Genomic DNA, 22970 nt, shown 5'->3' with positions numbered 1-22970 from the left:
TACTGTAACTTTTTATCTTAAGATTATAAAATATAAATAAATTTTGATATTAGACGGTAAATGCCTCTAAAAAACTCTCTAAGAATCACATAAATACATTCCCAATCATTTATACTGCTTTAGATACAATTGATATATAGCGCTACAATTATAAACTATATATGTATTTAAATATATGAATTTGAAAATTAAATTGCAGGAGAGATTGCTGTAAAAATTTGAATTTAAAAATAAGATGTGTTCTTGAATATTGTGCATATTTGGAAAAATCTTTTAATTGGCAATAAAAATGGAATACAAAATACTACATATATTAGTGTAAATCTGTTTACAGATAACCTCTTATAAAATATAATCAAAATAACCTATTAAAAGAAAGTGATTTCTATGCCTAAAGCTTTAAAATACTCGCTTATTATATTTATAACTATAATGTTATTATTAATAATAATTCCTTTTTTTATTCCTTTAAATAATTATAAAGGAGTAATAATAGATAAAGTTAAAGAGGCTACAAATAGAAATTTAACCATTAACGGCGATATAAAATTATCTTTACTACCAACTCCTGCAATATCACTATCAGACATTAAATTATCATCAATAAACGGTACAAAAGTACCTCATCTAGTCTCAGTTGAAGCTGTTAAAGCATCATTGAGAATTTTTCCTCTTTTTAGAGGAGCGATTGAAGTAGCTTTGATAGAATTGCAAAAACCTATTATACATCTAGAAGTTTTGGATAATGGACAAAAAAATTGGCAACTTTATACATCTAATAATAACAATACGATAAATAACAATGAAACTGTGCAATCTAATGATACTCAAACTGAATTAGAACTTCCTATTCTAATTAATCATTTTAAAATGATAGACGGTAAAGTAATATATATAGAAAAAAATAATGAGCAAATATTTAATAAAATTAACTTAGAAACTAACATTAAAAGCATTAAAGGTCCTATAGATTTTAATATAGCTTTAAACGCTTTGCAACAGCAAATTCATATAGATGGACATGTTCAAGAAATTGGCCAAATAATTCCATTAAGTACTAATATTAATCTTGTAGGTGCAAAAATTAAAATCGATGGAAAATTTGATAGTAAAAATAATTCTTTTATAGGTAACGTAAATGTTAAAGGTAATACTAAAACTTTAGGTATGCCTTCTGACTTAAATAATGATTACACATTAACTATGTCAATTAGTGCATATAATAAAAACATAAATATCAAGGATGCTAGACTTAATTATCCAAATATAGAATTACTAGCAAATGCCAATTATGGTATTGAGAATAATAATCTAGAATCAAATATCATTGTAAATCCAGGCAACATTATAACAAAGATTCAATCTAATTTAGATAAAACGAATATTCTGTTACATGCTGATAGTTTAAAACCTATATTTGATGCTTTAAAGCTAAAAACAGATAAATTATCACCTATTATTAGCAAAAAACTTATATTCACTGCTAATGTAATTAGAAAGCCTCAAGCAATAAAATTGCAAAATATTAATTTATCAGCTACAAATAGCCATATTACTGGAGAGATTGAGCTTAAGAATTTGATTGGAAATATCATTATATTACATAATCTAAAAATTAATAATTTTGAATCATTGATGTCTCTTATTGGGATAAATAATTTAAATAAAATTGGAATATTGGAGTTAAACGGTAGAGTACAAAAAATTAAAGATACGTTCAATATTAATAATAAAATATCTGCTTTTAATACCAACATATCTATTAAAGGCGATATTAATTTAGCAACTCAAAAACCTAATTTTAATCTTAAATTATACAGTCCATTAGTTAATTTTGATAAAATCCTTGCAAGTAACAGCACTATTAATACTTTAAATAAAACTAATAATCATTCTCATCACAATATAGATACTGATCAAAATAATTTTCCTTGGTCAAATAATCGTATTAATTTAGGATTTTTAAATGAAATTGAAGGTCAATTATCAGCAAATTTTGATAAAGTAACAAATAACTCATTAATAATAAATAATTTAAAAGCAAAATTAAGTATAATCGGCGGTAAGCTAAATATTAATTCAGTTAATGGAAACATTTATGGTGGTGAGTTAAATAGCACAGGTTATGTAAATTCAGGAAAAGAACAAGATGTTGCAATCAAAATCAATTTAAAAAATGCATATCTCAAAAGATTAACAGCACAATCTGGTAAAATAAAAATAATAGATGGGCTATTAAGCTTTAAAACTGATCTCACTTCTCACGGTAATAGCGTTTATACATATGTTAACAATCTAAATGGACAGTTTAATGTAAATAGTGATAACGGGGAAATAAGTGGGTTTGATTTAAACCAAATCGCAGATGCTATTGATAATGCTAAAAATATAGAAGGAGTATTAAGACTTATTAACAGTTCCTTGAGCGGCGGATCGACATCTTTTAAAAATTTAATTGTCAACGGGGATATAAAGCAAGGTAACCTAAATTTAAATAAATGTACTTTAGATGCTGCACCAATTACGGCAAGTGCACACGGACAGATTAACTTACCTCAATATACTATGAATATTAATACAAATATTAATATTACTGAGTTGCCTCCTATAACTGTGAAACTATATGGATCTATAAACAATATGCATTATAAACTAGATACTCATGCTATTCAAAATTATTTAGTTAAAAACGTCTTTAATAGTGTCATGAAAGATCTAAAAAATAGCCAGCAGAAACCTGAAAATATTATTAAAGATGCTTTAGGCCTGAGTAAAACAAAAGATACAGATGTAAAAAACGAAAGTAGCAATATCCAGAAAAGCAAGCAAGTAGATCCTGTAAACAAACTATTACACAAAGGATTAAAAAATTATTTGAAATAAATGCTCTAATCCTAAAAAGAGAAATATCACTATCAGGATCTAATACCAGATATTATAGTTCAACAAGTATGCTTCAGTAATTTTTTATTACTGTGTCAGTATAAGCATCATTACTAAATGAAATAGTACTACATTTTACTTTGATTTAGTACATAGTTTGCTTGCATATTATTTTGTTGTTTTTCCATTACAAATAGAACTTAAGCACACTTTCATATATGAAATTAGATTATAAATTTTTATTATAAGTTGTAATGGTATTTATAAATTCTTCTAGTTTTAACAAATTTTGATAAATTGTCTTTGTCTTCGTAACATAAAACTCTTAAAAATCGAGATCTTGTTACAACGCAAATAATTGTATCTTTAGTTATAATCTATGCTTTATTCATGACTATATTATTATAAGCTAAACTGCATAAAATAAATATTTAACCATATTGTTTTTACTATACTAATGTTGAATATTTTGAATGAGTTTATGAAAACTATAAATAAAATCACTTGTATAGAAATAAATTATTACGTGTTCAATTTTAACTTCCATAAAAGTAATCGAATATTATATTTCTCAGCAAATATATAGTGCTCGTTGTACATAAAAGTACGAATAATAAAACACAAATAAAATATTGAATATTTCAAAAAATCGCTTTGGTTATTTATTATCAGGTGTATCATAGAATCAAGAGAAGGTATTAATATAGGAATACTAGCCCAATTATACAGGCAATTATTAAATATATTCATGCACATTAGAGAAACAATAAATAAAATAATGCTCTAAGTTATAATTTGTTTCTTAGTACCTTTTAATGCATCATCGATATTTTACAGTGTTTATAATCATCATTATAAAATAAAGCAATAGCCAATGAATGTGGAGGAGTTCAAATAAAAATAATATAATCGACTCTAGAGATATTAGTATTGCTTACCGCTGCATAACATATTACAGCAATGGCCCAAGATACTCCAGCAATAGCGATATTTTATATCGAACGATACTTTAACCAAATAGTATAAATCAAATATAATATAAATAGTGAATTTAGTAGTAAAAAAGATACCAGTGTATTAAATACTGCGATAATCAAATCAAAAAATAAAGCATCATCAGGTGCTATAATACCCCTTACTATCAGTCTGATTTGAGTACGTTTCATTAATATGTCAATATCATATCACATATTCATTGCCCCTACACTACCTACTCCAAGAGAGCTATACATAGTAATAGCAATAAGAGGATTTATTGAATCAGGAGCAAGCCATATACCTACAAAACCAGTAAAAATCACAAGAAACATTACATGCGGTTTCATAAGTAAAATATAGTCTTTATAGTACTGTCTGAATTATTTTATTAAAATTGATGAGCGTTACTAAAGAACTAATATACAATATTTTTTAATTAAATATTTTAATTCAAAAATATTAGGTTAAAATCAATGATTGACTTTGATACAAGAAATGTATATATTTTTTTGTAATTAAAAAGTTAAGGATATTAACAGTGACAAAAATTGTTCGTTCTAAATATAAAGCTAGTAGAAGACTTGGGGTAAGTCTATGGGGTGATAGTAAAGATGCTTTCAATACACGAAATTATCGTCCTGGGCAACATGGGCAGAATACAATGATTAAAACCTCAGATTATGGTTTACATTTAAAAGCTAAACAAAGATTGAAATGCTACTACGGTCGTGTTACTGAAAAACAATTTAGAAATACTTTTGCACTTGCTCAAAGAATGCAAGGTAATACTGGTGAAAACTTTATTGGGTTACTTGAAAGCAGGCTTGATACTGTTGTTTATAGAATGAATATCGCACCTACGATTTTTGCTGCGAGGCAGTTAGTATCCCACGGACATATTAAATTAAACGGCAAAAAAGCCGATATAGCAAGCATAAGACTAAAGGAAGGTGATATTATAGAAATTAAAGAATCAATACAACAAATACCACTTATTCAAGAATCTATTGCAAAGCAAGGTCAAACAACACCAAAGTATTTATCATTTGATGTATCTTCATTAACAGGTAAATATTTAAGAGTTCCAGCTCTTTCTGACGTTCCATATCCTTTTGAAGCAGAAGTACACTTAGTAATTGAGTTATATTCTCGTTAATAATTTTAAAAGGTATATCTCATACAAAATAAAGATAAAGGTAGATTAGACGTCTAATCTCAAAACGGTAAATTTGATTTTGTTATTTTTTTCTAGATTAAAGCATCATATACAACTCCTAACAATTTATATTTGCGTCTAATAATTCTCACTCTGTGATCTAATGAATAGTGTAATTATAGGGTATATAATAGTATTTATAGATCATATGCGCTCTAACATAAAGAGTATTATCCGATATGCAGAACAATTCATTCGTATCATTCATAATTAGCATATCGATTGTTAATAAACGTATTCTTTTAGTATACTTGTTGATAAAATCGTAATAATTGACGAGTATTTTTAGAAACATTATCTTAATTCTTAACCATGTAACGTTGAAGCTACCATACTACAAATCGTTTCGTGTCAAAACTTGTCATAATTATTAAGAGATACAATGTCTTCTACAAACACTATAATTAATAGTAATATACTTACTCACAATTTTAAAATGACTTAAAATCCTATTCAATATGCAACACAATGGTTTTTCAGAAAAATCAATTAGATATTTCTGAAAAGAAAGAGGAAAATTAATGACAATACCTCTATCAAATATCTTTACTATTGATTCTGCACAATTTGTAGAAAATCAAGATGCTAAACCACTTAAAACTATGTTAAAGAAAATACTGTTTTACGATTACAATATATAGATATGATATTAAAGATAAATGTATAAAATCACTTTTACTACTATTTATAAAATCATAAATAAAGGGATTATATTTGAGAAAACCCTACTAATTAATTTTTGTCTTAGACCATGAATATTATTCTACACAAATCACTAATTGACAACTAGCTTAATTAAAGAGTTATATCACAAGTAAAAATTGCATAAAATATGACAGATTTTGTATAAACATTAATAGATCTATTACTAAACTTATAAGTTCTAATTATCTTCTAATTAATAAGCAAGAAGTATTGTAAATTAAGCTGATGGACTAATATCTTAAATGTAAACTATTTGCTTCAAGAGTTGAGTATTACTGATCCATACAATAGTATTTTGTAACATTTCTAAACATATCAACCACAATTATCACAATCAAAAAATAACATTTATTGATTACACACTAATACACTCTCTTGTGAAGTAATAATCTCAGGTCTTTATCAATCGCTGAAAGTAAAAAATTAACATATTATCTATGAAATGAGCTTCAGTAGATATTGATTACACTCTTAAGTAATAAAAAAAATTATGATATGATAATGGAATAAATGACTACAATCAATAAGTTTTCAGTAAATCTTAAAAATTTGTACATTGAAATAAACTTATGAGGCGCAAGAGATATTTTTGCCATGTTTACGATATTCTAATAAGAGTTTTTTAAAATTGCTTTATAGACTTCAAGATTTTTTCTGAGCATCAAATCAAGAGAAAAATTATCAATTACAGTATGCCGCGCGGCTTCTTGTATTTTCTTAGCAGAATCAGTACCTAAAATCGAGAAACAATAATCAATTTTCTGTGCTAACGCTTCAGCATTATTTGGTTCTACATGAAAACCAGTGATATTATTATTTATTGTTTCTACTGCTCCACCAAGATTAGTAGCAATAACAAGCTTCTTCATAGCCTGCCCTTCTATAATAGTACGTCCAAAAGCTTCAGGCTCGATTGAGGCAGAAACAATAATATCAGAAATCCCATATAGGCTTATTATATCAGAATCATTACCGAAAATTTGAATTTTATTTTGAAGTTTTAGAGTAGCTATAAGCTCTTTTACTCTATTAGTAAAATTGGGATGCCTAGATATATCACCGACCATTAAACAATAAAACTCTCTATGTTTTAACTTACTTAATGCTTCTACTAACACAAGATGTCCTTTCCAGCTAGTCATTCTAGAAGGCATTAATATTATAGGCACATTACTTGGTGCATCATATTTATCACTACATTTTTTAAGTTTTTCTGGCGTTAAATTTGCTGGATCAAAATAATCGCAATTTACTCCACGTTCAATTACTACTATTTTATCTTCATCAATTTTATAGTTTTGAAGCAAATACCGTTTTACAAAATTAGATACAGCGATCACTTTCTCACCTTTGAGCATTACACTATTATAATATTTTTTAAAACTATTTGGAATATTATAAACCCCATGAAAAGTAGTAAGAAATTTAGCATTTGTCCATTTTGTTGCTAGATACGAGCTCCATGCAGGAGCCCTTGATCTTGTATGGACTATATCAATATTATATTTTTTGATTATCTCTGCTATCAATTTTGCATTATTAACAATAATACAAGGATTTTTACTGCTACTATTCATTTCAATATGTAATATATCTTCCTTATCTAACTCTTTCACTAGAGTACCTCCTGATGAAATTATTATAGGAGTATGACCAAGAATTTTAAGATATTTTGCAACTTCTATAGTCCCTCGTTCAACTCCGCCCGAAACAAGAGCAGGAACTACTTGCAAAATAGTATATTTATTGTATCGTTTATGTGACTTTAATGCAGGCATTTAATTTCAATCTATTAAAATAATTATTCAAAATGCACAAGCTTTATAATAAAACACAAGACAAATTTATTGTCTATGATAATTATAGAATAATTAATACAAATATCCCATCTGTAATTTTTTTACACGGCTTGATGTCTAGTATGCAATCAACTAAGGCTATCTATTTAATAGATTATTGTAAAAAAAACAATTACAATTTTATTGTTTTTGATAATTTCGGTCATGGCAATGCATATGGACAATTTGAGGATCAAACAATTAGTGATTGGTTAGAAGGCGTTGCACTCATTTTAGACAAATTAATTGAGACCGAGGCAATATTAATAGGTTCTAGCATGGGAGGATGGCTAGCGCTTCTTGCGGCTTTAAGATTTCCTGATAAAATAAAATGCCTTATATGTGTAGCTCCTGCTCTAGATTTTACTGAAAATATTTGGCAAAATATATCATTAAATGATCAAAATAAAATGAAAAAAGAAGGAATAATAGAGGTCAGTAGTGAAAATTGCCAACATAAATATCCTATTAGCTATAAACTGATAGAAGACGCAAAAAAACATTTATTATTAAGAAAACAACAAATTGAGATAAATATACCTGTACATATCATTCATGGCATGTTAGATAAAAATGTACCTTATAATGTTTCAGTAAAACTATTAGAAAAAATCACTAGTAAACAAATAGTAATGAAGCTAATTAAAGATGGTAACCATAATTTGTCGCGAAAAGAAGATTTAAAAGTAATAGCAAATTCCTTAGAAGAAATGATAAGTAATATTAAATAAGAAATAAATATGTATTGCAAAATAAATAAAGTTTATGATTTTAAAGAAGTTATAAAAGCAATAGAACAAGCTGATAATACTAGCTTAGTGCTTTTTGACATTGATGAAGTAATTGTAATGGATAGTCATGAATCTAGGTTAACACATGATTATAGAAAAGAATTAATGGAGAATATTGAAACAAGACTTACTAGAAAAGAATGCGAATTATTACTTAGTATTATTCTTAAAGCAAAAAAAGCCAGATTAGTTAATTCAGATATTACAAAAATATTTGCTTTACTTAAAGCAGAAAATATTCCAGCAATGGGACTTACTAAACTTCCTACAGGTAAATTTGGAATAATTGAAGACATGATTGAATGGAGAATTCGTGAACTGACTAAATTAAAAATAAATTTTCAAGAATTTTCACCTTTAGCAGATGAGATAATAATAGAAGATTATAATGCTGGTTACGGTAAACCTACATTAAAAGATGGTATAATTTACACTGCAGAATGCGATAAAGGAATTGTGCTTGAGTACATATTAAATAAAACAAATTATTATCCACAATCAATAATATTTATCGATGATATAGAAGAAAATTTATTATCTTTACAAGAAATTTGTAATAAACTTAAAATTCACTATCAAGGATTTGAGTTTACTGGTTCTGCTATCATTCCTGAACCTAAACTTGATTCACAATTAGAAAAAATTAGATTTGAAATTCTAGAAAAAGAATATAAATGGTTAACAGATGAGGAGCTGAAAAAGCATACTTTATCCTCTAGTATCTAGTCCACAATATCCAACTCAAAATGTTAAAACAAAATACTCTTTTAATTGTTTTACTAGATTCTATCTTAAAGCTACTAAATTATACCTATTTATAATACATATGCATGTAAAACTTATTATTCCTATTATCTTATTTATGTCACTTTCTACTATTGCGAATAAAAAGGAAGAAGAAAAAATTATAGAAGTAAAAGTTACTAAAATACAAACTACAAAACTTTATGATATATTTAATGTTGTAGGACAATGTAAAAATGATAATAGCCGCGATTATTATGCTAATACTGCCGGAGTAGTGGAAAAAGTCTCTGCACAGCAAGGAAAAATAGTAAAAAAGGGAGATATATTACTTGTTATAGATCAAAACATAGCAGAAACTACTAAATCTAGAGCAGCAGCTTTATTAAATACAAAACAAGAAGATTATAATAGAAAAGAAGCTTTATTTGCTAAAAAATTTATCAGCAATGAGGCATATAAAATGTCAAAAAGTGCACTTGAAGATGCAAAATTTAATTATGCTAAATCTCTCAAAATATATAATGACATGATAATTACTGCACCATATTCTGGTAAAATAGGCATAATTAAGTATATGGTCGGTGATGAAGTAAAAATAGGAGACTATCTTTTTAGCATTACCGGGACAGAAAATACACAAAGTATTTTTATTGAATTACCAGAATCGTTAAGTGAAAAAGTTCATTGCAATACTGAAGTTTTAATAGCAGGAAAAATTAAAAGCACAATCGATACAGTATCACATTACTTATCAGAGTATGGTACTTTCACAGCTAAAATTATTTTACCTATTGGGACAAAAATTTTACATAATAGCTTTGTAGATGTTCAGCTGATAATTAACCCTCATCAAAATCTAACAATTCCTGAAAGTTGTATTCAACGAAATAATCAAGGTCATTTTATTTATAAAATAGTAGATGGTAACACAGTGAAACAAGTATATGTACAAATCGGCACACGTACAGAAGGACGGATTGAAATTACCGCTAATGATATTAAAGAAGGTGATTTAGTAGTTATCGAAGGTATGACTAAAATTAATGATGGCTCAAAAGTCAAAATATTTGATGAATAAAATAATACGATTTATTTACAGATCGCTTCTAAAAACTCTGATGCTGAATTTATAACTATTAAACTCTCATTATTATTTAGAAATCTTCTGACTGCTCTTACAATTGAGATAGGAGAATTTGGATCAAATGTCTCTATAGGGTTTGCAACATCTCTAACATAATCAAGTTCTGATGCAATAATAGGTATTTTATATACTGTAGCCTCAATTAAAGGTAAACCAAGTGATTCTGATTTTGATGGATAAATTACTACTGAAACTTGTGTATATAAATCTAATACTTCGTTAGACGATATTTCGCCTAAATTCACTATATCTAATTGATATGTTTGTATTTGCTCTAAAAGCTCAGGATATAATTCAGTATTTATAGTTAACGCAAGAGAAGGTTTTATACCTATACCAGCTAAAATTTTCCATGCTTTAAGTAAATTAAAATGATTTTTATGAGCCTCACCACTTGCAGGATAAAAAAAATCATATTTTTTAGTATGATTTAAATTTTTCCGAATAGTTTTAGGTGCAAAAGGTAGTACTGTAATATCAATATCTTTATCTAAAAACTCCTTAGCAATTCTGAGCATAGAATCAGTTTGTACTATATATCTTATATTATTAAATTTCAAACCTAAACGTAACCAAATCTTTTTTATTAAAATTAAAATTGAGTAGCGATTATTTTTCAACGGTTCTAATAAAAGTCTATTTTGTAAAAATACAATTACCTTACTTTTTATAGGGAATAATGGAGGTAATCCATGAAAGCATAACACAGTATCACTAATTTCACAATTTTTTCTTAATTGCCATTCTCCTAATAATCGTGATTTAATAAAAATTATATTTTTAAAGAAATTAGAGAAATTTAATTTATTTCTTACTTTTTCATCTAGATAAATATACTTACAATTATTAACAAAATCTTGAACGTTTAAAATCTCTTTTAATAAAACTAGTCCACCACCTGAGTTAATACTAGGACTATAAAATATAAAACTTTGCACTATTTTCGATTTTTCCTGATCCATGTATATATTTTTGTAATTGTTGTATTTATTCCATACTTTCTTAAAGAATATATTATTTCTTTAATTATAAAAGTACAAAATCCTCCAATAATTTTCTTGTCTGTCATAGCAAGCGCTAATTGATACGATTTTATGTAGCCATTTTTCTTAAAAAAAACAGCAATATCAGACAAAAACTGATGAGTTGAACCTTTTATCATAATCATTTCTTGCTTTGTTAATTTTTTTAAAAAACCTGACCATAAAGCCTCATATTCCTCTAATTGATTTAAAGCAGTATTAGTAGTTTGTGCATCGTGTACTCGAGACTTTATTAGAACTTCATGGTCAAAATAAACAGAAGATACTCGCAAAAATTTAAACCATAAATCGTAATCATGCGTATATTTTAAAGATTCATCAAATAAACCAATTTTTTTAAACAAAATACTAGGAATTAATAATGTACATCCATGAATTAAGCTATGTAAAAGTGGAAATAGTGAAATATCTAATTTTTCTTTTGAATATCTTTGATCTGGTTTCACAAAATATAAAGAATGTGATTTCTGATCAATTAACTCATAACCACAGTAAACAATAACATCCTTATTATCTAATTTATTTAATATATTGATTTGATGTTCAATTTTATTAGGGTAATATAAATCATCATGGCTAAGCCATGAAAAATATTCTCCTTTCATGTTTTTGATACCGTAATTTAAAGCTGAGCCGCACCCACCATTCTCTTTATAAAAATAACATATTTTATCACCATAGGATAATGCAATAGTTTCCGTTTTATCTTTAGAACCATCATTAACAACAATAATCTCAATATTTTTGTAGGTTTGTGCTAATGCACTATCTATAGCTTCACGCATATAATTAGCACCGTTATATACTGGAATAATAATTGAAACTAAGGGGGAATATGTATTTTGTTTCATCCAACTAACTTGCTAGAATTCGGAATTAATCTAATTAATATACTCACGAGTAAACTAACTATGAAAGTAATAAATGCTAAAGCTAAACTACCTATAACTGGATAATTGACATGATTAAATTTTGACAATTCTATTGCTATGTATTGCAACCTATCTAGTAACAAAACATGAATAAAATATATGCAAAAACAATTATCAGAAATACATTTCAATAGTTTCTGATAATAGACAGGAACATTAATTGTTTGTAATACTAGGAATATTCCTACAGATGCAATTATAACATTTGGGGTTAAATATACATATGCAGTTTCATCAGGTATAAAGGAATTGATATTTAATTTCCAAGTTACAATAAAAGTAAATATACTCCCTATTAAATATAAACTTAACCAACAATATGTAGGAAATTGTGATCCAATATTTTTCCGTATTAAATATGATCCTAAAATTGCATAACCAGAATATCTAAAAAAACTACCAATCTCCATGCAATCTACGATTGATAAGTAATAATAAGTATTAACAGTATTAAAACTAAGCCATAATATTAAGAAATAATAAGCAAATTTTGTATCTTTAAGCATTTCATTAACAATTAAAGCAAGGATTGGGAATAATAAATAAATGCCTAGCATATAATAAACAAATTCGAGGTGATACATTGCAGGTTTATGAATCATACTATTTAATACAGCAAAAATATTAAATTGTTCTCCTATATTATAGGAAACCCAATATTTATATAAAATACTCCAAAAGATTGATGGAATTAATAATCTTTGTACTTTATACCATAATTTTTCTATTGGCATAGTATTGTGAAGTGCTAAAGAGCCTGATAACAATATAAACAACGGCACAGCCACTCTACAAAAAGAATTTATAAAATTAGATATGATAAAATTGTTTGAAAAAGGTACAGAGGAATATTTGTAGAATGATAAAGCTATTGAATGAATTATTACTACCATAAAAATGGCTAAAGACTTAGTAAAATCTACCCAAACTATACGGTTATTATTTATTGTCATTAGCATTTCTATTTAAAAACTTAAAAAATGTTTCTTGCATACGCTCTAATATAAAATCTCGCAAAAAGCATTGTGAAGCATTTTTTGCAAATGTTTTATATGAAACTGCATCAATTATTGCTCTTTCAAGATCATATATTATTTTATCAGTAGAAAGAGAATTACACAAATATCCTGCATTATTTTCTGCTATATATTTGCTTGGAGAAGAATATTCAGGTGCATGACAAAAAACCGGCCTACCAGAAGCAAAATATGTAACTAATTTTGAAGGAAAACTCGTACTTGATTCTTTGTAAAATTCTTCAGAAAACCAATATGGCATATATAGGAGGTCAGACTCAGCAAGCAATCTAATAGTTTCTTCTTGAGAACGCCATCCTAAATATTCAAAATTAGCATGTAGTTGTGTAAATACTTGAAAACCTTGACCCATTACTCGAACTTTAATCTTTCTTCCTGCAATAATCCAGTTAACTTGATTAAGAGCATTAATAAGACTTAACCATTCTGATTGAGCATAAAACTGCCCTGCTATACTAATAATATATTCATATCTATTATGAGGTGACGTAGCTGGCATACGTGCTAATTCTTTTGATAATCCAGCGATTAATGGTATAGTAGGTGTATCATATTGCGTTTTATAACTCTCAGACATTGCCCATGAAGCAGTAGCACAACAAGTACTATGTTTTATTACTGCATCAAACTCTTTTAAAAGCCTTTTTTGAGTCAATCTGTCAATTTTATTAGCACGAAGCCACCACTCAAAAGGATCCCATATTTGAGTAAATAAAGACACTGATAACTTTTTGGCTAAAGGTCGTGTTAATCTAATTATAGTCTGTCCTTGTAATACTGACCATATCGCATCAACTTTATGCTCTTTAGCAAATTTTATTATTTTAGGGAGCAAAAAATATTTCACTGTTGCAGCGTTAAATAACTCAAAACCATAAGCAATTAAGCCTCCTATTTTTCCTTCTTTATATCTCATTGCAGCTTCAATAGGTTTAAATAATTTTAAATGAGGAATGTTGTTGAGTGTTTTTGGTATTTTAAATTCTAAAGCAGGATTTGCAACACTACATATCACAATTTCATCTAAAGGTAAAAATTCTACTAATGGATTCAATACTAACCCTGCAGTATAATTCTCACACGGTGGTATATCAGTTAACAGTAAAATTTTCATTTATTTAGAGTCTCTTTATAAATACTGACTAGATTCTTTATGTGTAGATCTTGACTATAATGTAATTCAGCTATTTCTCTACCCTTATTCCCTCTATCTAAACGTTCTTTAGGATTATCAATTAAATGTTTTATGGCATTTGATAAAGCATGACTATCACGCATTGGAACAGCAATACCAACATCAGGGGCAAAAGTTACATCAGGTAGTGAATTATCACCATCAAAAACTATCACTGGCTTACTACATGCCATTGCTTCTATTGCCATAACACCAAATGCTTCAGCGACAGATGGCATCAAGAAAATATCACACGCAGATAAAACATCACGAAGTAATATATCATCATTAGTCCAACCAAGTTCAATTATATCAAATTTTCCTCTAAACCGCTCTAGTGTATTATGTCTACCAACCGTTAAAAGACATATAGATTTTGTAGTTTCTAATTTTTCTAATGCTTCCATAATATATTGGTATCCTTTAAAATGAGTATCTTCAGAACGAAAACTTATTACTATTTTATCTTCACTAATATTGAAGCGTTTTCTTGCACTTACGGTAAAATTGGAAGAGAAAAATTCTAAATCTACACCAAAAGGTAAATGATAAATTTTAATTTCTTTATCATTAAACATTGGCGAGGAATATACCATATCTTTCATCCATTTTGATGCTATAATTATATCAAAATTAGCTTTCTCATAAGCCATACGTTTATAATTAAATAAAAATCTACTATTATCTTTTTTCATTGCAAACGGAGTGTTAAGATCTGGACAAATACCACAATCTTTTCTCCAACCCAAACAACCCATAGGATAGATACAACGTCCTGTCATTGCCCAAGGATCATGTAAGGTCCATATAGTTGGCTTTAAATCTGTAATCATTGATAAATCACTAATACTAAAGTAACCAGAATGTATAATATGAAGATGTATTAAATCCGCTTCTTGAAAAGCCGGCATTGTGATTATTTTTGGAACATTACGATATAATATAGACTGTAGAGATGCCTGATTTTCTATTAATTGTAGAATTTGGTTTATTTTTCTAGGAATTATACCTTCAAACGTTAAGACCTCAGGATCTTGAGTGTCCTTAGCCCATACTAAATGCTTTGATTCAATACCATATTTTTTTAAAATCTGTGTTATAGATAAACCATGAAATCTACGACCTGGTGATTCATAACCATTTATTTGTAATATTTTCATTTATAGACCTTATTAAACGCTATACATCTCATATTGCTCTGAATTTATTTAGCATTCGTCTTATTTTAGCGTAAATCTTTATAAAAATAGAGCAATTCTCATTACTAATTTTTAGTTCTTGTTCCTTAACTTTTATATATTCCTTAAGCCTTTCTAATTCTTCAGTATTTACAATTAACTGATCGGTTAGCTGGTCTATAGTAGATTTGAATAATTCTTGTAAGTTATTTATTTGCTCGTATAATTTATTTATATCTTTAAATTGTGAAGCAAAATTATTGATCTTTAATACATATTCTTGCGCTGCATTAATAGCAAAATTTATTTTTTCACTATCTACTATTTCTAAAATTTCTTTTAAAGAAGTAGTCGTACCTTTCTCAATTAATAGTTCTGTTGTGCGTTGACACATCCACAAACCGCATTTTAAACTACTTCTTACAATTTCACTGTTTATAACTTTTTCTTTAAAGTCAGGAAATGTAGCTTTTAAATTTTCTAAATGATTAGTAGAATTAAATAAAACCTTTTCTCCATATAAATCATTAAAATAATTTTCTGTATATACTATATTTTTTATTGCATAAAACCCTCCATAAGGAGTAGTAAGCAGTTCACCATTAGAATTATGAGTGTGTAATTCTTTGCATCCTATAATATTCCATCCAGGAAAATCTTCTGGATACCATCCAGATTTATGCTCTTGCCATACTCCTCCATGTAAATTCCAACCATCAATCTCATGTACTTCTTGTGGCATAAAACCCAAAGGGGTAAATATTATAATTTGCCTACGTGCTATACGTGTACATTTAATTAATATTTCTTTTCCAATTTCTTTAGGTATATGCTCTATAACATCTATTAAAAATATTGAGTCAATAGATTTATCGGGCAATGTACTAAGAGCAGATTTTGCGTCTAATGGAATTATTATTGAATTAGTTCCTGATAAATTCTTTTTTAATATTTCAGTATATTCTTTATATGGTTCTACACAAATCAGTAAATCAGGAATTATATATTGTTGCGGACGAATCCCACATCCAATATCTATAACACTATAAACAGGACTAATAAATTCTTTTATTTTAATATGTAAAATATCTTTCGAATACCATTCTTCAACTATTTTATCTGCTACTATCATTTAAACCATACTGTCCTGTTAATGTAATCAACATAACTTAAAACTATACGTAATATTTTCTTTGATACAACACTTGCTTCAGCATAATCCGACACAATATCTCGAAAGCATTTATTATTCTTGTGTTGTGCTGTAATGACTTTTACCGATTGCAGTATTCGTTCTGCTTTAAAACCAGACATAATGAGCGCTCCAGCATCCATTCCCTCAGGTCGCTCATGTGCTGCCCTAATATTTAAAGCAGGTAAATTAAGTATAGATGCTTCTTCGGTAAGAGTACCGCTATCAGACAAAATACAAAAAGCATTTATCTGAAGTTTGACATAATCTGTAAAACTAAAAGGTGGCAAAAACCTTATTTTATCTTCCAGACTCTGAAAACATTCTAAATCTTTTAGCCTTTTTTTAGTCCTTGGATGTGTTGAGAAGATTATAGGGAAATTATACTCTTGAATAAGAATTTGTAAACTACTTAATAATTCTTGGAGATTATCTTTGATGTCTACATTTTCTTCACGATGTGAGCTAACTAAGAAATATTGATTTGCTTTTAATAATAATTTTTCTAAAATATCTGATTTTAATATTTTATGCATGAAATGATTGAGCACTTCAGGCATATGCGAACCTGATTTGAAAATACGCTCAGGAGGCAAACCTTCAGAAATTAAATAACGTCTTGCATGTTCGGTTAACGTAATGTTAACATCACTAATATGATCAATGATTTTTCGATTTATTTCTTCCGGCACTCTTTGATCAAAACAACGATTTCCAGCTTCCATATGGAAAATTGGGATTTTACGACGTTTCGCGGCAATTGCTGATAAACAAGAATTAGTATCACCATAAAATAAAACGGCCTCGGGTTTTTCTTTTTCAAGTACCTCATCTACTTTTTCAATAACAATCCCGATAGACTTGGCAGTATTATCTGATGCTATTTCTAAGAAATAATCAGGTTTTCTAATCCCCATATCATCAAAAAAAACCTGATTTAACTCATATGCATAATTTTGACCTGTATGAACCAAGATATGATTAGTATATTTATCAAATTCTGAAATCACTAAACACATTTTAATAAGTTCAGGACGTGTACCAAGAATAGTCATGACCTTAAGCATTTTTTAATTCCTCTTGGACGTAATCAAGAGTTAATAATAACTCCTTTACTTCTTTTAAATTTAAACGTTTTGTATTATGTGAAGTGTAATCCTTTAAAAGAGCTACTTTCTTCTCACCTTCAACAAAATATTTTGCATAATTCAGATCACGTCCATCCATAGGAATACGGTAATACCCACCTAAATCATCGGCCTTCGCCATATCTTCTGATGATACTAATGATTCATAATGCTTCTCTCCATGACGGGTACCGATAAAACGTATTGCATTTTTACTACCAAATATTTCTTGTAATGCTTTTGCAAGCACTTCAATTGTACTTGCAGGAGATTTTTGTACAAAAATATCACCTTGACGACCATGTTCAAATGCATATAAAACTAAATCTACAGAATCTACAAGCGACATTAAAAAACGTGTCATTGATGGTTCTGTAATAGTCAATTCCTTACCTTGTTTTATTTGATGAATAAAAAGAGGAATAACAGAACCACGAGAAGCCATAACATTACCATATCTAGTGACACAAAGAATCGTCTCACCAGGAGAGCGCATACGTGCTTTTGCTATTGCTAACTTTTCCATTAATGCTTTAGATAAGCCCATGGCATTAATTGGATATACCGCCTTATCAGTACTAAGTACAATAACTTTTGTAACTTTGTTATTAATAGCAGCACTTAAAACATTTTCAGCACCTAAGACGTTAGTATTGATTGCTTCCATCGGATAAAATTCACAAGTTGGAACTTGTTTTAAAGCTGCAGCGTGAAATACATAATCTACACCATGCATCGCGTCATCAATACTTTGATAATTACGTACATCACCGATATAAAATTTAAGTTTTGAGTGATTTAAAGCAATACGCATATCTTCTTGCTTTTTTTCATCTCTACTGAAAATACGAATTTCTTTAATATCATTAATAATATTGGACTTAAGAAAACGAGAAAGCACCGCATTCCCAAATGAACCAGTACCTCCTGTAATCATTAAAGTTTTATCTACAAACATTATATATAAATACCTAATTTCACAATTAACTATTACCCAAACTCATACATGCGCTTTACAAGCTCGCGCCATTCAGGAGGCTTATATCCAGTTATAGAGTTAAAACGAGTAGAATCTAGTGAGCGCTCTACTATCAGCTCATCTGAAGGAATAATTTCAATTTCTTTATTATATATTTCTGCAACTAATTTTAACAAATCTAATTTATTAATAGGGTTGGATGCAACATGATAAAGTCCATGTAGTTCTGTATTCGGTAATACAAAATCTCTTATGATTCTTGCAAACTCTACAGTCGGGAATCCTGAATAAATAGCTTTTGCAAAACCTTTTACACAACCTTCTGTACTTAAAAACCAATTTATTAAACTTCTATTACTCGATAACTCATGACCTATAATAGAAGTACGTAAAGTGATAGCATGCGGATAATCTACTTCACCGAGAAATTTTGAACGACCATACAGATCATCACAATCAGGAAAATCACTCTCATTATAATTACCTCTTTTCCCTGAAAATACACAATCCGTACTAATATGGATTAATCTACTACCTATAAGTCCGCATAAATTTGCTAACCTATGAGGCAATAAACTATTTATCGGCAATACTTTTAACGGGTCATTTACATCAGCTAATTGTTTTACAAGTCCTATACAATTTATAACAACATCAGGATTTATTTTATTTAAAACCTCAACTAAAGAATCGTGGTTTGCAACATCTACATTTGTAATTAATTTATTTGTTAAATCTTTAGAAAAGTATAAAGTTGCTGCATTATTGCGAGCTGTTGCACAAACGTCAAATTTACTATCCTGAGTTAAAAACCTAAACATGCTGTTACCCAGCATACCTGTAACACCTAAAATTAATATTTTCATGGTTATATTATTTATTTTTATCGCACCCTTTCTATCATAAATAATATATCTTTACAATAAGGTTTTTTCTAAGGTTTTTTCATAGCTTGCAATATGTCACAATCTACTAATTAATTTATCCTTGCTACTTTTAGCACAAGTTTTAATCCTTTAAATAAATCACTTTATACTTTCCAGTATATTGCTCGATTTTGCTATATTTAAATAAAAATTGATACTGTCAAGTTCTAAAACATTATACTTAATTATTACTGATCGCATATTTAAAGTTAAAGATTTAACTTTTTATCTTATATTTTTAGTATTACTTTTATACTATAAGTATAAATAATACAATGATTATTGTGCTTTTATTTTTATTCTTTTCGATTAATTAATAAATTTATTTAAACTTTGGCAACAATTATTTGATAGTTGTGCTAATGAGCATTTTATTGACATATATACAATATAATAATGTACAAACAACACAGATACTGCATTTAAAAAAACATTTTATAAATCTACTTGACTAACTAAAAAGTAAGAATAATGCTTTTATTATAATATTAATAACAAAAAGAAAATTATCGCTTACTAAAACAATTACATGAGGCACTAGTAAAATCAGAAAACTTTACTTTTATTTCTTAAAGGGAAAATAATCTAAAAAACTGTTTTTGTAATATGACTTCACAACAACTGATTACTAAATTAAAGATAATACAATATAAATGCAATGTGTGATAATCAATTTGGTATGAAAAAGGGATACTAATTTTAAGTATCAAATAAAATGAATAGAGATATAGAATATATAGTGCTAATATATAATTTAGTATGTAGTAGTGATGCTTGGAAAATATCAAAAATAGCATTTCTAATTAATCTAAAATGACTTATAAGTTGTAGTCTATGACATGCAAACATTCTCAGTTCCATTCCTAACATTCATAATCGAACTCTATTGATACAACAATGTATATATTTCTTGTGCTAAAAAAATATAATTTAGGCTATTAACAAATTAATATCAGCAAATATTAAAGATTAAACCTCTTAATAGCATTAAGCACGATTTCAAGGATCATACTAGCAGCTACTGCGTCATCATTATTATTACGGTCCTTTCTTTTTATCCCGAATGATTTAAGAAAATTATTTGCAGATTTCGTAGTTAATCTTTCATCTTGTAAATATATAGGCAAGCTAACAGACTGTTTCAGTTTGTCAGCAAATTTCATTACTATATTTGTTTGTTTTGTTACTCCTCCGCTCATATCAATAGGAAGACCAATTACAATACCGCAAACTTGATATTTCTCTATTATATTAAGTAAGGAAGTAATAATGACCCTTTGGTTTAGCTCAGTAATAGTATTTAATGGCATAGCAATAGCAAGTGCTTGATCAGATAATGCTACTCCTATTTTTTTACTTCCGTAATCGATAGCGATAAGCGGCTCATTTGGTATTAAAAGTCTATAAAATTCTTGAAGATTTTTTATGATCATGTTAGTTATTAAATTTACTTATTTGTTTTATATTATATTTATATGCTAAAAAATATTTTAAAACATTTCGATACAAAATTAATTAAATTATCTTCGATTCTAGCCTTTCTTTATTGCTTGTTATTTAATACCGCAATATTGATTTATAAATTTGATTACTATAAAGCAACAATTTTTAAAGGAATATTAGAGTTATCAAAAGATTTTTGTTATATTTATATATTTGCTTTTATAGCATTTTTCGGTCTTAACGTACATAGATTCGTCTTAAAATTTGGCGCAGGGTTTTTATTTATAACATCTGCTATTGCTAGTTATTATATTTATTTCTTCAAAATCAATCCTACTAAACAAGTAATAGGGAGTTTTTTTTCAACGGATTTAAACGAAGTGTATGAATTAATAAGCATTAAATTAATAATATGGATAATTTTTTGCCTTTTTACTTGTTTTTATACACTGAGATCGTTTATCGCAAAAAATTCCAAATCATTTTTCACAACACTATTATCGGCTGCATGTTTACTTATTTTTATATATAACATTATTACTCCTTCATTTAAAATACTAAAAAATTATTTCCCAATTCAGTATTTACATAATAGCTACCTTAATTTTGCTACAATTTTTGGTGATATAAATTATGCAGATATTAGCAAACAATATCACTTTATAGATAACTCTGACCCTGATATTATAGGAGTTTTAGTTATAGGAGAATCAGCAAGATTTGACCATTTTGGTATTAACGGTTATAAAAGAGATACAACTCCATACTTAAATACTACTAAAAACATAATTTCTTTCAAAGCGGAATCTTCTTATAACCTTACATATCTTTCTGTACCGTCATTACTTTCACGTTATCCTGCAAATCAAATTGAAAATAGTAGGCTAGAGAACACTTTTTTATCAATTTTAACAAGACTTGGCTTTAATACTACTTGGATTGGTACTCAAACTTTAATGAGAAATTTTGCAAATTTTGACCTTAGTAATATCTATAATGATGTTAATTTTACTATAGTGCCAGGCGGATCTGCCTTATTTTCTTTAAATGATCATGATGAAAAAATATTGCCATTTACAAAAGAAATTATTACAAAATCAGGAAAACAATTTTTAGTATTGCATACGTCAGGAAGCCATTGGAATTATAACGCAAGATATCCAAAAAAATTTGAACATTTTACCCCGATCTGCCATATTAAAGTGAAAGGTGATGCAAGCGATTGTGATCAGCTGGCTTTAATGAACAGTTATGATAACTCAATTTTATACACTGATTTTTTGTTATCTAATATAATTGGATTACTAAAAGATAAAAATGCATTTTTATTATATGTGTCAGATCACGGCGAATCTCTTGGAGAAAATGGCTATTATGGTCATGGCGGTCCACTACTTTCAGAACAAATAACAGTCCCATTTATAGTTTGGGTATCAGATACTTTTAAAACAAAATACCCTGAATCGGTAGATGCAATTAAAAGTTATTCTAGTACCGAGATTAGTCATGATTATGTATTTCATTCAATCCTTGACTGTTTAAATATAAATTCGGATATCATAAATAAAAGCTTAAGTCTATGTAAATCTAGTTAAAAATTATTGAATTATTTTAAAATGTATATATAAATAAGGATT

General features: G+C 27.8%; 17 protein-coding genes and 1 pseudogene. 6 read left to right on the top strand and 12 right to left on the bottom strand.

The features are described from left to right. The first annotated feature begins 387 nt into the window (after positions 1-387). On the top strand, positions 388-2883 hold the full coding sequence (locus tag RT_RS01675) for an AsmA family protein (protein ID WP_011190800.1): 2496 nt from the start codon (positions 388-390) through the stop codon (positions 2881-2883). 536 nt (positions 2884-3419) lie between these two features. Here the strand turns inward: RT_RS01675 and RT_RS04585 are convergent. Further along, positions 3420-4281, bottom strand: a pseudogene (locus RT_RS04585) (UbiA family prenyltransferase). Positions 4282-4399: 118 nt separating this feature from the next. Here RT_RS04585 and rpsD point away from each other — a divergent pair. Then, positions 4400-5017 (top strand): 30S ribosomal protein S4, encoded by a 618-nt coding sequence (gene rpsD / locus RT_RS01665; RefSeq protein WP_011190799.1) that lies wholly within the window; start codon positions 4400-4402, stop codon positions 5015-5017. Between the two features lie 1373 nt (positions 5018-6390). On the opposite strand, the gene RT_RS01660 is transcribed toward rpsD, so the two are convergent. Beyond that, entirely contained in the window at positions 6391-7560 is a 1170-nt protein-coding gene (locus RT_RS01660) for a glycosyltransferase family 4 protein (protein ID WP_011190798.1), read from the bottom strand. A gap of 32 nt (positions 7561-7592) precedes the next feature. Here RT_RS01660 and RT_RS01655 point away from each other — a divergent pair, with 32 nt between their 5' ends. From RT_RS01655 to RT_RS01645, 3 genes are all read left to right on the top strand, one after another. After that, positions 7593-8351, top strand: coding sequence for an alpha/beta hydrolase (locus tag RT_RS01655; protein WP_011190797.1), 759 nt, complete (start codon positions 7593-7595; stop codon positions 8349-8351). 9 nt (positions 8352-8360) lie between these two features. Further along, positions 8361-9137 (top strand): DUF2608 domain-containing protein, encoded by a 777-nt coding sequence (locus RT_RS01650; RefSeq protein WP_011190796.1) that lies wholly within the window; start codon positions 8361-8363, stop codon positions 9135-9137. A 100-nt stretch (positions 9138-9237) separates the two neighbouring features. Further along, on the top strand, positions 9238-10236 hold the full coding sequence (locus tag RT_RS01645) for an efflux RND transporter periplasmic adaptor subunit (RefSeq protein ID WP_011190795.1): 999 nt from the start codon (positions 9238-9240) through the stop codon (positions 10234-10236). A gap of 11 nt (positions 10237-10247) precedes the next feature. Here the strand turns inward: RT_RS01645 and RT_RS01640 are convergent, their stop codons facing one another. From RT_RS01640 to ruvX, 10 genes are all read right to left on the bottom strand, one after another. Next, positions 10248-11264, bottom strand: coding sequence for a glycosyltransferase (locus RT_RS01640; protein ID WP_011190794.1), 1017 nt, complete (start codon positions 11262-11264; stop codon positions 10248-10250). Next, positions 11240-12196 carry a glycosyltransferase gene (locus tag RT_RS01635; protein ID WP_011190793.1) on the bottom strand — a complete coding sequence of 319 codons (957 nt, stop codon included), beginning with the start codon at positions 12194-12196 and terminating at the stop codon, positions 11240-11242. Before RT_RS01635 ends, RT_RS01640 begins: the two co-directional genes overlap by 25 nt. After that, positions 12193-13236: an acyltransferase gene (locus tag RT_RS01630; RefSeq protein WP_122036765.1), complete on the bottom strand. Its 1044-nt coding sequence runs from the start codon at positions 13234-13236 to the stop codon at positions 12193-12195. Before RT_RS01630 ends, RT_RS01635 begins: the two co-directional genes overlap by 4 nt. After that, on the bottom strand, positions 13217-14428 hold the full coding sequence (locus RT_RS01625) for a glycosyltransferase family 1 protein (protein WP_011190791.1): 1212 nt from the start codon (positions 14426-14428) through the stop codon (positions 13217-13219). Before RT_RS01625 ends, RT_RS01630 begins: the two co-directional genes overlap by 20 nt. Then, on the bottom strand, positions 14425-15648 hold the full coding sequence (locus RT_RS01620; RefSeq protein WP_011190790.1) for a glycosyltransferase family 4 protein: 1224 nt from the start codon (positions 15646-15648) through the stop codon (positions 14425-14427). The genes RT_RS01625 and RT_RS01620 overlap by 4 nt, the downstream gene beginning before the upstream one ends. 28 nt (positions 15649-15676) lie before the next feature. Next, the gene (locus tag RT_RS01615) at positions 15677-16798 is read right to left on the bottom strand and encodes a hypothetical protein (RefSeq protein ID WP_011190789.1); all 1122 of its coding nucleotides are present in this window, start codon (positions 16796-16798) and stop codon (positions 15677-15679) included. After that, entirely contained in the window at positions 16795-17925 is a 1131-nt protein-coding gene (gene wecB, locus RT_RS01610; RefSeq protein WP_011190788.1) for a non-hydrolyzing UDP-N-acetylglucosamine 2-epimerase, read from the bottom strand. Before wecB ends, RT_RS01615 begins: the two co-directional genes overlap by 4 nt. Next, positions 17918-18943: a UDP-glucose 4-epimerase gene (gene capD / locus RT_RS01605; protein WP_011190787.1), complete on the bottom strand. Its 1026-nt coding sequence runs from the start codon at positions 18941-18943 to the stop codon at positions 17918-17920. The genes wecB and capD overlap by 8 nt, the downstream gene beginning before the upstream one ends. 32 nt (positions 18944-18975) lie before the next feature. After that, positions 18976-19830, bottom strand: coding sequence for a dTDP-4-dehydrorhamnose reductase family protein (locus RT_RS01600; RefSeq protein WP_011190786.1), 855 nt, complete (start codon positions 19828-19830; stop codon positions 18976-18978). A gap of 1022 nt (positions 19831-20852) precedes the next feature. Further along, the gene (gene ruvX, locus RT_RS01595) at positions 20853-21323 is read right to left on the bottom strand and encodes a Holliday junction resolvase RuvX (RefSeq protein WP_011190785.1); all 471 of its coding nucleotides are present in this window, start codon (positions 21321-21323) and stop codon (positions 20853-20855) included. Between the two features lie 42 nt (positions 21324-21365). Between ruvX and RT_RS01590 the strand changes: the two genes are divergently transcribed. Then, positions 21366-22928, top strand: coding sequence for a phosphoethanolamine transferase (locus RT_RS01590; RefSeq protein WP_011190784.1), 1563 nt, complete (start codon positions 21366-21368; stop codon positions 22926-22928). Positions 22929-22970: the final 42 nt, after the last annotated feature.

This window comes from Rickettsia typhi str. Wilmington (genome assembly GCF_000008045.1).
In the GTDB taxonomy this organism is placed as follows: domain Bacteria; phylum Pseudomonadota; class Alphaproteobacteria; order Rickettsiales; family Rickettsiaceae; genus Rickettsia; species Rickettsia typhi.
The sequence above is the reverse complement of the archived record's forward strand: the minus strand, read 5'-3'. Positions and strand labels throughout refer to the sequence as shown.

Coding starts and splice junctions, on each gene's coding strand:
- RT_RS01590 (WP_011190784.1), top strand. CDS start 21,366: ATGCTAAAAAATATTTTAAAACATTTCGATACAAAATTAATTAAATTA.
- RT_RS01660 (WP_011190798.1), bottom strand. CDS start 7,560: ATGCCTGCATTAAAGTCACATAAACGATACAATAAATATACTATTTTG.
- RT_RS01675 (WP_011190800.1), top strand. CDS start 388: ATGCCTAAAGCTTTAAAATACTCGCTTATTATATTTATAACTATAATG.
- RT_RS01620 (WP_011190790.1), bottom strand. CDS start 15,648: ATGAAAATATTACAAATAAATGGTTATGAATCACCAGGTCGTAGATTT.
- RT_RS01645 (WP_011190795.1), top strand. CDS start 9,238: ATGCATGTAAAACTTATTATTCCTATTATCTTATTTATGTCACTTTCT.
- RT_RS01630 (WP_122036765.1), bottom strand. CDS start 13,236: ATGCTAATGACAATAAATAATAACCGTATAGTTTGGGTAGATTTTACT.
- ruvX (WP_011190785.1), bottom strand. CDS start 21,323: ATGATCATAAAAAATCTTCAAGAATTTTATAGACTTTTAATACCAAAT.
- RT_RS01615 (WP_011190789.1), bottom strand. CDS start 16,798: ATGATAGTAGCAGATAAAATAGTTGAAGAATGGTATTCGAAAGATATT.
- capD (WP_011190787.1), bottom strand. CDS start 18,943: ATGTTTGTAGATAAAACTTTAATGATTACAGGAGGTACTGGTTCATTT.
- RT_RS01650 (WP_011190796.1), top strand. CDS start 8,361: ATGTATTGCAAAATAAATAAAGTTTATGATTTTAAAGAAGTTATAAAA.
- RT_RS01625 (WP_011190791.1), bottom strand. CDS start 14,428: ATGAAAATTTTACTGTTAACTGATATACCACCGTGTGAGAATTATACT.
- wecB (WP_011190788.1), bottom strand. CDS start 17,925: ATGCTTAAGGTCATGACTATTCTTGGTACACGTCCTGAACTTATTAAA.
- RT_RS01635 (WP_011190793.1), bottom strand. CDS start 12,196: ATGAAACAAAATACATATTCCCCCTTAGTTTCAATTATTATTCCAGTA.
- RT_RS01640 (WP_011190794.1), bottom strand. CDS start 11,264: ATGGATCAGGAAAAATCGAAAATAGTGCAAAGTTTTATATTTTATAGT.
- RT_RS01655 (WP_011190797.1), top strand. CDS start 7,593: ATGCACAAGCTTTATAATAAAACACAAGACAAATTTATTGTCTATGAT.
- RT_RS01600 (WP_011190786.1), bottom strand. CDS start 19,830: ATGAAAATATTAATTTTAGGTGTTACAGGTATGCTGGGTAACAGCATG.